Raw genomic sequence first — 11,706 nt, 5'->3', positions numbered from 1 at the left:
GTCAGACCCCGGCGGCCGACCGCAGGTCCGCGACGCGGTCGGTGCGCTCCCAGGTGAACTCGGGCTCGGAGCGGCCGAAGTGCCCGTGCGCGGCGGTGCGCGCGTAGATGGGGCGCTTGAGGTCCAGGTCCTCGATGATGGCCAGCGGCCGCAGGTCGAAGACCTCGCGGATGGCGTGCTCGATCCGGGTGGGGGCGACCTTCTCGGTGCCGAAGGTCTCGACGTAGAGCCCGACGGGGGCGGCGCGCCCGATCGCGTACGCGACCTGGACCTCCACGCGGTCGGCGAGGCCGGCCGCCACCACGTTCTTGGCCACCCAGCGCATCGCGTAGGCGGCGGAGCGGTCCACCTTCGAGGGGTCCTTGCCGGAGAAGGCGCCCCCGCCGTGGCGGGCCATTCCGCCGTAGGTGTCCACGATGATCTTGCGGCCGGTCAGACCGGCGTCCCCCACGGGCCCGCCGCGCACGAAGTTGCCGGCCGGGTTGATGATCACCTGGGTCCCGGAGAGGTCCAGCCCGGAATCCTCGAGCACGGGGCTGATCACGCTGCGGCTCAGGTCGGAGGCGAGCTGGTCGAGGTCGTAGCCCTCGACGTGCTGGGCGGAGACCACCACGGTGTCCACGGCCACCGGGCGGTCGCCGTCGTAGCCGAGGGTGACCTGGGTCTTGCCGTCGGGGCGCAGACCCGGCAGCACGGCGGTCTTGCGCACGCGGGTGAGCTGCTCGGAGAGGCGGTGGGCGATGTGGATCGGCGCCGGCATCAGCACCTCGGTCTCGTTGGAGGCGTAGCCGAACATGATGCCCTGGTCCCCGGCGCCCTGGGCGTCGCGGGCGTCGCGGGCGGTGCCCTCGCGGACCTCGAGGGACTGAAACACGCCCTCGTAGATCTCCGGGGACTGCTCCCCGACGCTGATGGACACCCCGCAGAACTCGCCGTCGAAGCCGTGCACCGAGGAGTTGTAGCCGATGTCGAGCAGCGTCTTGCGCACTACGTTGGGGATCTCCACGTAGCCGCGGGTCTTCACCTCGCCGGCGACGTGCACCAGCCCGGTGGTCACCATGGTCTCGACCGCCACGGAGGACTCGGGGTCCTGGCGCAGGAGGTCGTCCAGGATGGAGTCGCTGATCTGGTCGCAGATCTTGTCGGGGTGTCCCTCCGTGACGGACTCGGAGGTGAACAGTCTCAGGTGCTGGGTCGTCTCGCTCACGGGAGACCACACTACCGGGCGCCCCGGACGGCGCAGCGCCGCACCGGTCGGCGCCGCCGGCCCGGACGGGTCAGGCTCCGGCGCGGACCCCGGCGAGTTCCTGCGCGATCCGCGCCACGAGGCCGCGGGCCACGTCCGTCTTGGAGCCCTCGAGCACCTGCTCGGGGGCCCCGGCCGCGCTGAGCACGGTCAGGGTTGTGGTGTCCTGGCCGAAGACGAGGTTCTCGCCCACGTGGTTGACGGCCAGCAGGTCGCAGCCCTTGCGCACGAGCTTCCGGCGCCCGAACGTCAGGGGGTCGGTCTCGGCGTCCCCGGTCTCGGCCGCGAAGCCGACGAGGAGCTGGCGGCGCCGGGCGGTGTTGCGCAGGTCCACGAGCTCCCTGAGGATGTCGGGGTTGCGCACCAGCTCGAGCACGGGGTTGGACCCGTCCTCGGCCTTCTTCAGCTTGGCGTCGGCGATCCGGGCCGGGCGGTAGTCAGCCACCGCGGCGGCCATCACCACGACGTCGGCCCGGGCCGCGGCGCGCACGCAGGCGCGGCGCAGCTGCTCCGCGGTGCCGACGTGCACGACCTCGACGCCGGCGGGCACCGGCGTCTCGAGGTGGGCGGCCACGAGGGTGACCGCGGCGCCGGCGTCCCGGGCGGCGGCGGCGATCGCCACGCCCTGCTTGCCGGAGGAGCGGTTGCCCAGGAACCGGACGGGGTCCAGCGGCTCGCGGGTGCCGCCCGCGCTCACGAGCACCCGCGTGCCGGCCAGCGGGCCGTCGGGGGCGCCGCCGTCCCCAGCCAGGCGCAGCGCGGCGTCGCGGACGACCTCGGGCTCGGGCAGCCGGCCGGGGCCCGAGTCGGGGCCGGTGAGCCGGCCGTCGGCGGGCTCCAGCACGGTGTGCCCGTGGGCGCGCAGCTGCGCCACGTTGGCCTGCACGGCCGGGTTGAGCCACATCTCGGTGTGCATCGCCGGGGCGAACAGCACCGGGGCGCGCGTGGCGAGCAGCGTGGTGGTCAGCAGGTCGTCGGCGTGCCCGTGGGCGGCGCGCGCCAGCAGGTCGGCGGTCGCCGGGGCGACGACGACGAGGTCGGCGGCCTGGCCCTGGTGGACGTGGTTGACCTCGTCCACCCGGTCGAAGACGTCCGTGCTGACCCGCTGCCCCGAGAGCGCCTCCCAGGTGGGGGCGCCGACGAAGCGCAGCGCGGCCTCGGTGGGGACGGGCACCACCGTGTGGCCGCTCTCGGTGAACAGGCGCAGGAGCAGCGCCGCCTTGTACGCGGCGATGCCCCCGCCGATGCCGAGGACGATCCTCACGCCGCCGCGCCCCGTCGTCGGGGTGCCGGCCGGCTCACAGGTCCTGGAGGTCCCCGGGCTCGCGCCCCGGCTCCTCCGGAGCGGCGTCCGCCGCGTCGCCGGCGCCGTCGGAGGCGTTGTCGGCGGCGATGGCCGCGCCGCTGCCGGGCAGGTCGCCCAGCGGCTCGGCCGGGCTGTCGTCGCCCGAGGAGAAGTCCACCGAGGTGCCGCCGGAGAAGGCGGCGTCCGCGGAGAAGTCCACGGCGCTCTCCTCGGTGCCCTGGGCGAAGAAGTCGGCGCCGAAGACGTCGGCGGCGAGGTCGGCCTCCGTGGTGAGCTGGCCGTTCTCGGCGAACCCGGCGTGCTCGACCGGGCGGCCCTCGATGAGGCCCTCGTCGATCTCGCGGAAGGCGATCGACAGCGGCTTCTCGTTGAGCTGGGTGTCCACGAGGGGACCGACGTACTCGAAGAGGCCCTCGTGCAGCTGCGAGTAGTAGGCATTGATCTGCCGGGCCCGCCGGGCGCCGAAGATCACGAGCCCGTACTTGGAGTCGGACTTCTTCAGCAGGGCGTCGATCGGCGGGTTGATGATGCCTTCGGTGTGGGTAGACAAGCGATTGCTCCAGACGGGGTGGACGGGTCTCAGGATGCCGGCTCGGGGTCGACCCCCATGAGCTGCACGAGTTCGGCGGCGGCGCGCTCGACCCGGTCGTTGATCACGGTGTGGTCGAACTCCGGCTCTGCCGCGAGCTCCAGTTTAGCGGTTTCCAGCCGGACCCGCTGTTCGGCCGCCGTCTCGGTGCCCCGGCCGACGAGCCGGGCGACCATCTCGTCCCAGCTGGGCGGGGCGAGGAACACGAAGTTGGCCTCCGGCATGGTGTTGCGGATCTGGCGGGCGCCCTGCAGGTCGATCTCGAGCAGGACGCTGAGCCCGCGCTCGAGGGCCCGCTCCACGGTGGAGCGCAGCGTGCCGTAGCGGTGCGAGTTGTGCACCACGGCCCACTCGAGCAGCTGCCCGTCGCGGGCCATGGCGTCGAACTCCTCGTCGGAGACGAAGAAGTAGTGGGTGCCGTCGATCTCCCCGGGGCGGGGGTCCCGGGTGGTCGCGGACACGGACAGCCACACCTGCGGGTAGTGGTCCCGGACGTAGGTCGAGACCGTGCCCTTGCCCACGGCCGTGGGTCCGGCGAGCACGGTCAGGGACGGGCGCGCGGCGCGGGGCGCGTCGAGGCTCACGGGCATCCTCCTGGGACTGGGGTGTTTCCCCCAATCTAGCGGATCGCGCCCGGGGCCTCCGCGCCCCGCCCGGCTCAGCGGTCCAGGTGCTCGATGAGCGCCCTGCGCTGGTGCACGCCGAGCCCGCGCAGCCGCCGGGTGCGGGCGATGCCGATCTCGTCCATGATGGCCGCGGAGCGGACCTTGCCGATGCCGGGGGTGGCCTCGAGCAGGTCCGAGACCTTCAGCCGGCTCACGGCCTCGTCCCGGTCCGCGCGGTCGAGGATCTCGGCGACCGTCATGCGGCGCTCGCGCAGCCCCTTCTTCACGTCGGCGCGCGCCGTCCGTGCCCGGGTGGCCTTCTCCCTCGCGGCGGCTCGCTCCTCGTCGGTCAACGGACGCAGTGCCATGTGGTTCCTCCTCGTCGCCACGGACTGCAGCCCCCGTCCCACGAGAGGACGGACAGCCCGTTTGCTAAAGAAACTACATGAAGAACGATGCTTCGCAAGGCGACACGACCGTGGTGTGACCAGGGGTGTCGTCGCCGGGGAGCCGGCGGGAGGAGGCGCGGGACCACCGCGGGGGCTCAGTCCAGGGCTGCCGCCAGCTCCCCTGCCGAGCGCAGGACCGCCTCCCGCAGCGCCGGCACCTCCGGCCCCCGGCGCAGGATCGCCCGGCTCGAGGCCGCGAGCACCTGCCCGGCCGCGGCGCCGAACACGGCCGGGAGCTCCTCGGCGCGGGCGCCCTGCGCGCCGTAGCCGGGGGCGAGCAGCGGCCCGCGCACGGCCGTCAGGTCGATGCCGAGCTCGGTCAGCGCGCTGCCGACCGTGGCGCCCACCACGAGCCCGCAGGAGCCGAGACCGGCCCGGGCGGCAGGCTCTCCCCCGGAACTGAAGAGCCGGTCGTTCTCGGCGGCGGCCGCGGCGCACACGGAGCCGGCCACCGACTCCCGGCCCCCGACGTGCTGGACGGAGCGCCCCTCGGGGTTGGAGGTGAGCGCCAGCACGAACGTGCCGCGGCCGGTGCGGGCCGCCAGGTCGAGGGCCGGGCGCAACGACTCGAAGCCGAGGTAGGGGCTCAGGGTCACGGCGTCCGCCGCGAGGGGGGACCCCTCCCCCAGCCACGCGGCCGCGTAGGCCTCCATCGTGGAGCCGATGTCCCCGCGCTTGGCGTCGGCGACCGTCAGCAGCTCCGCCGAGCGCGCCTGCGCGAGCAGCTCCTCGAGCACGGCGAAGCCGGCGGCGCCGTAGGGCTCGAACAGCGCCACCTGGGGCTTGATCGCGGCGGCGTGCCCGGCGGCGGCCTCCAGGACCGTGAGCGCGAACCGGCGCAGGCCCTCGGCGGAGCGGGGCAGGCCCCACGCGTCCAGCAGGCCGGGGTGCGGGTCGATGCCCACGCACAGGGGCCCGTGCTCGTCCATCGCGACGCCCAGCCGCGCGCCGAAGGGCGCGCGGCCGGGCGCCGGGGTCACCGGGCCGGGCACGGGGGCAGGGACCTCAGGCACGCACGGCCTCGGGCTCGTCGGCGCGCAGGAGGGCCTCCAGGCGCTGCTCGTGCTCCTGCAGGCTCGTCACGTCCCACGAGTAGGCGCGCAGCGCGGTGACGGCCTGCAGGGCGGCGCCCAGCACGGAGACCGTGGTCATCAGGGGCACGCCCACGCTGGTGGCCGCGGCGCGGATCTCGTAGCCGTCGCCGCGGGCGGCGCCGCCGGCCGGGGTGTTGAAGATCAGGTCGATCTCCCCGTCGGCGATGAGGTCCACGATGGTCCGCTCCCCGGGGGCCGTCTCGCGGATCTTGCGGACCACGGTGGACTCGATGCCGTTGCGGCGCAGCACGTCCGCGGTGCCGCCGGTGGCGAGGATCTCGAAGCCGAGGTCGCGGAACATCCGCACGTAGGCGATCGAGGAGCGCTTGTCCTTGTTGGCCACGGACACGAACATCCGCCCGGACGTGGGCAGGGAGACGTTCGCCGCCGCCTGCGCCTTGGCGAAGGCGGTGTCGAAGTACTTGTCCAGGCCCATGACCTCGCCGGTGGAGCGCATCTCCGGGCCGAGCAGGGAGTCGACCACGGCCCCCTCGGCGGTGCGGAAGCGCGCGAAGGGCAGGACGGCCTCCTTCACGGCCACGGGGGCCGAGGCGGGCAGCGTGGACCCGTCGATGCGCTGGGGCAGGTGGCCCTGGGCCCGCAGCTGGGCGATGGTCGTGCCGGTGCCGATGAGGGCGGCGGCCTTGGCCAGCTGCACGCCCGTGGCCTTGGAGACGAACGGCACGGTGCGGGAGGCCCGCGGGTTGGCCTCGATGACGTAGAGGATGTCGGAGGCCACGGCGAACTGGATGTTGATGAGCCCGCACACGCCCACGCCGCGGGCGATGGCCAGGGTGGCCTCGCGCACGCGCTCGACCACGTCCGGGCCGAGGGTGATGGACGGCAGGGTGCACGCGGAGTCCCCGGAGTGGATGCCGGCCTCCTCGAGGTGCTCCATGACGCCGCCCACGTAGAGGTCCGTCCCGTCGTAGAGGGCGTCCACGTCGATCTCGATGGCGTCCTCGAGGAACTTGTCGATCAGCGCGGGCCGCGAGGCGGAGACCTCGGTGGCGTTCTGCAGGTAGCGGGCCAGGGCCGGCTCGTCGTAGACGATCTCCATGCCGCGGCCGCCGAGCACGTACGAGGGGCGCACGAGCACCGGGTAGCCGATGTCGTCCGCGATCCGCTTGGCGGCCTCGAAGGTGGACGCCGTGCCGTTCTTCGGCTGGCGCAGCCCGGCCTCGGCGAGGACCCGGGCGAACTCCCCGCGGTCCTCGGCGAGGTCGATGGCCTCCGGGGTGGTGCCGAGGATCGGCACGCCCGCGGCCTTGAGCTGGGCGGCGAGCTTGAGCGGGGTCTGCCCGCCGAGCTGCACGAACACCCCGAGCAGCCCGCCGGTGCGCCGCTCCGTCTCGACGACCTCCATGACGTCCTCGAAGGTCAGCGGTTCGAAGTACAGCCGCGTGGAGACGTCGTAGTCGGTGGAGACGGTCTCCGGGTTGCAGTTGACCATCACGGTCTCGTGCCCGGCCTCGCGCAGCACCATGGAGGCGTGCACGCACGAGTAGTCGAACTCGATGCCCTGCCCGATCCGGTTCGGCCCGGAGCCGAGGATCATGATGGAGGGGCGATCGTGCCGGCCGACCTCGCTCTCCTCGTCGTAGGAGGAGTAGTGGTACGGGGTGAACGCCTCGAACTCCGCCGCGCACGTGTCCACGGTCTTGAACACGGGGCGGATGCCCAGCGCGTGGCGCACGCCGCGGACCACGTCCTCGGCCAGGTGGGCGAGCTCGCCGATCTGGGCGTCGGAGAAGCCGTGCCGCTTGGCCAGGCGCAGGGTGCGCACCGTGAGGTCGGCGTCCTGGCGCACCACGTCCGCGACCTCGTTGAGCAGCACCAGCTGGTCGAGGAACCAGGGGTCGATGCCCGTGGCCTCGTAGAGCCGCTCCACGGACGCGCCGGCCAGCAGGGCCTGCTGGACCTGCTGGATCCGGTCGGTGGTGGGCGTGCGGGTGGCGTCGACGAGCCGCGCCAGGGCGTCGTCGTCGAGCTCGGGGCGCACGAACGAGAAGCTGGAGCCCTTCTGCTCGAGGGAGCGCATGGCCTTCTGCAGCGCCTCGGTGAAGTTGCGCCCGATCGCCATGGCCTCGCCGACCGACTTCATGGTGGTGGTCAGCGTGGGGTCCGCGGCCGGGAACTTCTCGAACGCGAAGCGCGGGATCTTCACGACGACGTAGTCCAGCGTCGGCTCGAAGGACGCGGGGGTCTTGCGGGTGATGTCGTTGGGGATCTCGTCGAGGGTGTAGCCCAGCGACAGCTTCGTGGCGATCTTGGCGATCGGGAAGCCCGTGGCCTTGGAGGCGAGGGCCGAGGAGCGGGAGACGCGCGGGTTCATCTCGATGACGACGACGCGGCCGGTGTGCGGCTCGATCGCGAACTGGATGTTGCACCCGCCGGTGTCCACGCCGACCTCGCGGATCACGGCGATCGCGATGTCCCGCAGGTTCTGGTACTCGCGGTCGGTCAGCGTCATGGCCGGGGCCACGGTGATCGAGTCCCCGGTGTGCACGCCCACGGGGTCGAAGTTCTCGATGGAGCACACGACCACGACGTTGTCGTTCTTGTCGCGCATCATCTCCAGCTCGTACTCCTTCCAGCCGAGGATGGACTCCTCGAGGAGCACCTCGGAGGTGGGGCTGTACTGGATGCCGGCGCCGGCGATGCGGTGCAGGTCCTCCTCGTCGTAGGCCAGGCCCGAGCCGAGGCCGCCCATCGTGAAGGACGGGCGGACCACCATGGGGTAGCCCAGCTCCTCGGCGGCGGCCAGGGCCTCGGGCATGGAGTGCACGATGACGGAGCGGGCGGACTCGGCGCCGCAGCGCTCCACCACGCCCTTGAACTTCTCGCGGTCCTCGCCCAGGTTGATGGCCTCGACGTTGGCGCCGATCAGCTCCACCCCGTACTTGTCGAGCACGCCGTTGGCGTCGAGGGCGATCGCCGTGTTGAGCGCGGTCTGCCCGCCCAGGGTGGGCAGCAGGGCGTCGGGCCGCTCCTTGGCGATGATCTTCTCCACCACCTCGGGGGTGATGGGCTCCACGTAGGTCGCGTCGGCGAACTCGGGGTCGGTCATGATGGTCGCCGGGTTGGAGTTCACGAGGATGACCCGCAGGCCCTCCTCCTTGAGCACCCGGAGGGCCTGCGTGCCCGAGTAGTCGAACTCCGCGGCCTGTCCGATGACGATCGGCCCGGAGCCGATGACCAGAACGCTGGTGAGATCTGTCCTGCGCGGCATGTCAGTTCTGCCCTTCTTCCTGTGCGTTCGGGGTGTCCTCGGAGCTCTGGGCGCCCTGGGCGCCGCCGGGGACGGCGTTGTCGATGGTCGGGTCGGCGCGGCCGTCCCGGTGGCTGTCCATCAGCTCGATGAACCGGCCGAAGAGGTAGGAGGCGTCGTGCGGGCCGGCGGCGGCCTCCGGGTGGTACTGCACCGAGAACGCGGGCAGGTCGAGGCAGTTGAGCCCCTCCACCACGTCGTCGTTGAGGCACACGTGGCTGACCTCGACGCGGCCGAACTCGCCCCGGGGCGCCTCGACCGGGCCGTCGAGGGGCGCGTCCACGGCGAAGCCGTGGTTGTGGGCGGTGATCTCCACGCGCCCGGTCCGCCGGTCCAGGACCGGCTGGTTGATCCCGCGGTGGCCGAAGACCAGCTTGTAGGTGCCGAAGCCCAGGGCCCGGCCGAGCAGCTGGTTGCCGAAGCAGATGCCGAAGAACGGGATCCCGGCGCGCAGCACCTCCCGCAGCGTCTCGATCTGCCGCTCGGCGGTGGCGGGGTCGCCGGGGCCGTTGGAGAAGAACACCCCGCTCGGGGCCAGGGCCCGGATCTGCTCGAAGCCGGTGTCGGCGGGCACCACGTGCACGCGCACCCCGCGCTCGGCGAAGCGGTGCGGGGTCATCGACTTGATGCCGAGGTCCACCGCCACCAGCTCGTGCAGGACCTCGCCGGTCCAGCCGTGCTCGGCGGGCTCCACGACGTAGGCCTCCGGGGCGGAGACGGTCTCGGCGAGCCGGCGCCCCTCCATCCGCTCGGCGGCGCCGACCTCGGCGACGAGCTCGGCGTCGGGGCGCAGCGCGGCGTCCCCGGAGAAGATCCCGCCGCGCATCGCGCCGCGGTCCCGCAGGTGGCGGGTGATGGCGCGGGTGTCGACGTCCTGGATGCCGACGACGCCCTGCGCCACCAGCTGCTCGTCGAGGGACCCCTCGGAACGCCAGTTGGACGGGCGGCGGGCGGCGTCGCGCACGACGTAGCCGGACACCCAGATCCGCCGGGACTCGGCGTCGGCGGCGTTGACGCCGGTGTTGCCGATGTGCGGGGCGGTCTGCACGACGAGCTGGCCGGCGTAGGACGGGTCGGTGATGGTCTCCTGGTAGCCGGTCATGCCGGTGGAGAACACGGCCTCGCCGAGGGCGGTGCCGAGGGCGCCGTAGGCGCGGCCGCGGAAGACGCGGCCGTCCTCCAGCACGAGCACGGCGGGGTCAGTGGTGATCGAGCTCAAGGTCGTCCTCACGTTCGGGTCTGTGGGTCGGGAAGGCGGGGCGGCGGGTGGCCGCCGGTGGGTCAGGAGTGCGGTGCCGGGACGATCGCCTCCACGGCGTCGAGGAGGCGCTGCTTGTCCTCGGCCCGCTGGGTGCGGAAGCCGGTGTCCACCACGGTGGAGCCCAGCCGCCAGGTCAGCACGGCGAGCCCGTCCCGCTCCACGAACTTGCCGACCATGCCGGAGCTGGTGCCCACGGCCACGAGGTCGGCGGCGGGGACGAACAGGCCCGGGGCGCCCTGCCGGTCCAGGAGCACGCCGTCGTCGTGGACCAGGGCCGTCGCCCGGGCGCGCACGCCCAGTCCGTGGGCCGCGATCCGCTCGAGCGGGGCGCCGGTCTCCGTGGTGCTCACGTACATGCCCGGGACCACGAGCCGGGGCTCGCGCGCCTCGATCCCCTCGGGCGGCCCGGCCGGCGCCGCGATCCCCGACTGGCGTCGCACGCGCGTGCGCCAGCCCCGGCGGAGCAGGGCGAAGAGCACGGCGAGGACGATGACCGTGACGAGCACGGTGCTGAGCTGGTCCATGGGACGGGGGCCTCCGGGCGGTGGAAGGGGGTCGGCGCGGTCAGGCGGCGGGGGTCGGGGCGGGGGTGTTGAGGGCCCCGTCGAGGACGGTGGGGTGGCCGCGGAAGAAGGTGGCGCGGACCGCGCCGGGCAGCTCCATGCCGCGGTAGGGGCTGTTGCGGCCCTTGGACGCGTGCCGGGCGGGGTCCACCACGGTGGTCGCGGCCGGGTCCCACAGGGTGATGTTCGCGGGCTCGCCCTCCTCGAGCGGCCGGCCCTGGCCGGCGAGGCGCCCGATCCGGGCGGGGGTCGCCGAGGTGATCCGGGCGACGTCGCGCCAGGTCAGCAGGCCGGTGTCGACGAGGCTGAGCTGGACCACGGACAGCGCGGTCTCGAGCCCGGTCATCCCGTTGGCCGCGCAGGACCACTCGCACTCCTTGTCCTCGGCCGGGTGCGGGGCGTGGTCGGTGCCGATCACGTCGATGGTGCCGTCGGCCACGGCCTCGCGCAGGGCGTGCACGTCCTCGTCCGTGCGCAGCGGCGGGTTGACCTTGAACACCGGGTCGAAGCTGCGGACCCGCTCGTCGGTGAGCAGCAAGTGGTGCGGGGTGGCCTCGGCGGTGACGTCGATGCCGCGCTGCTTGGCCCAGCGGACGATGTCCACGGAGCCCCTGGTCGAGAGGTGGCAGATGTGCACGCGGGAGCCGACGTGCTCGGCGAGCAGCACGTCGCGGGCGATGATGGCCTCCTCCGCGACGGCGGGCCAGCCCGTCAGCCCGAGCTCGGCGGACACGGTGCCCTCGTTCATCTGGGCGCCCTCCGTCAGCCGCGGCTCCTGGGCGTGCTGGGCCACGACGCCGTCGAAGCCCTTGACGTACTCCAGGGCCCGGCGCATGAGCACCGGGTCGTGCACGCACATGCCGTCGTCGGAGAACATCCGCACGCCCGCGCGGGACTCGGCCATCGCCATGATCTCGGACAGCCGCTCGCCCTTCAGACCCACGGTCACGGCGCCCACGGGACGGACCTCGACCCAGCCCGCGGAGCGGCCCAGCTCGTGCACCTGCTCCACCACACCGGCGGTGTCCGCCACGGGATCGGAGTTGGCCATCGCGAAGACCGCGGTGTAGCCGCCGAGCGCGGCCGCCCGGGTGCCGGTCTCGACGGTCTCGGCGTCCTCCCGGCCGGGCTCGCGCAGGTGCGTGTGGATGTCCACGAGCCCGGGCAGGGCCACGAGCCCGGCGGCGTCGAGGACCCGGGCGTCGCCCGCGTCCGCGGCGAGGTCGGGGCCGATGCGCCGGATCACGCCGTCCTCGACGAGGATGTCGGCGGTCTGCTCGCCGAGCAGCTGGGCGCCCTGGATGAGGTACGAGGTCACGAGA

Annotated in this window: 10 protein-coding genes; all 10 read right to left on the bottom strand. The window is 73.3% G+C overall.

What is annotated here, in order from left to right; translation table 11 throughout:
* Position 1 precedes the first annotated feature (1 nt).
* Positions 2-1,207 carry a methionine adenosyltransferase gene (gene metK / locus AC6CH6_RS04940; RefSeq protein WP_498254256.1) on the bottom strand — a complete coding sequence of 402 codons (1,206 nt, stop codon included), beginning with the start codon at positions 1,205-1,207 and terminating at the stop codon, positions 2-4.
* Positions 1,208-1,277: 70 nt separating this feature from the next.
* A complete protein-coding gene (gene coaBC / locus AC6CH6_RS04935; protein ID WP_498254255.1) occupies positions 1,278-2,510 on the bottom strand; it encodes a bifunctional phosphopantothenoylcysteine decarboxylase/phosphopantothenate--cysteine ligase CoaBC in 1,233 nt (410 codons plus the stop codon).
* 34 nt (positions 2,511-2,544) lie between these two features.
* Positions 2,545-3,102 carry a DNA-directed RNA polymerase subunit omega gene (rpoZ, locus tag AC6CH6_RS04930; protein WP_017832309.1) on the bottom strand — a complete coding sequence of 186 codons (558 nt, stop codon included), beginning with the start codon at positions 3,100-3,102 and terminating at the stop codon, positions 2,545-2,547.
* 29 nt (positions 3,103-3,131) lie between these two features.
* Positions 3,132-3,731, bottom strand: coding sequence for a guanylate kinase (gene gmk / locus AC6CH6_RS04925; protein WP_419966991.1), 600 nt, complete (start codon positions 3,729-3,731; stop codon positions 3,132-3,134).
* A gap of 68 nt (positions 3,732-3,799) precedes the next feature.
* Positions 3,800-4,114, bottom strand: coding sequence for an integration host factor, actinobacterial type (mihF, locus tag AC6CH6_RS04920; protein WP_017832307.1), 315 nt, complete (start codon positions 4,112-4,114; stop codon positions 3,800-3,802).
* Positions 4,115-4,290: 176 nt separating this feature from the next.
* Positions 4,291-5,208: an orotidine-5'-phosphate decarboxylase gene (gene pyrF / locus AC6CH6_RS04915; RefSeq protein WP_498254254.1), complete on the bottom strand. Its 918-nt coding sequence runs from the start codon at positions 5,206-5,208 to the stop codon at positions 4,291-4,293.
* The gene (carB, locus tag AC6CH6_RS04910; protein WP_498254253.1) at positions 5,201-8,521 is read right to left on the bottom strand and encodes a carbamoyl-phosphate synthase large subunit; all 3,321 of its coding nucleotides are present in this window, start codon (positions 8,519-8,521) and stop codon (positions 5,201-5,203) included. The genes pyrF and carB overlap by 8 nt, the downstream gene beginning before the upstream one ends.
* 1 nt (position 8,522) lies before the next feature.
* Positions 8,523-9,779 (bottom strand): glutamine-hydrolyzing carbamoyl-phosphate synthase small subunit, encoded by a 1,257-nt coding sequence (gene carA, locus AC6CH6_RS04905; protein ID WP_498254252.1) that lies wholly within the window; start codon positions 9,777-9,779, stop codon positions 8,523-8,525.
* A gap of 62 nt (positions 9,780-9,841) precedes the next feature.
* Entirely contained in the window at positions 9,842-10,345 is a 504-nt protein-coding gene (locus AC6CH6_RS04900) for a PH-like domain-containing protein (protein WP_498254251.1), read from the bottom strand.
* 40 nt (positions 10,346-10,385) lie between these two features.
* Positions 10,386-11,702 carry a dihydroorotase gene (locus AC6CH6_RS04895; protein WP_498254250.1) on the bottom strand — a complete coding sequence of 439 codons (1,317 nt, stop codon included), beginning with the start codon at positions 11,700-11,702 and terminating at the stop codon, positions 10,386-10,388.
* Positions 11,703-11,706: the final 4 nt, after the last annotated feature.

The organism is Kocuria sp. GQ42 (assembly GCF_059758435.1).
Note: the sequence above shows the minus strand (reverse complement) of the source record. Positions and strands in the feature narration are given on the sequence as shown.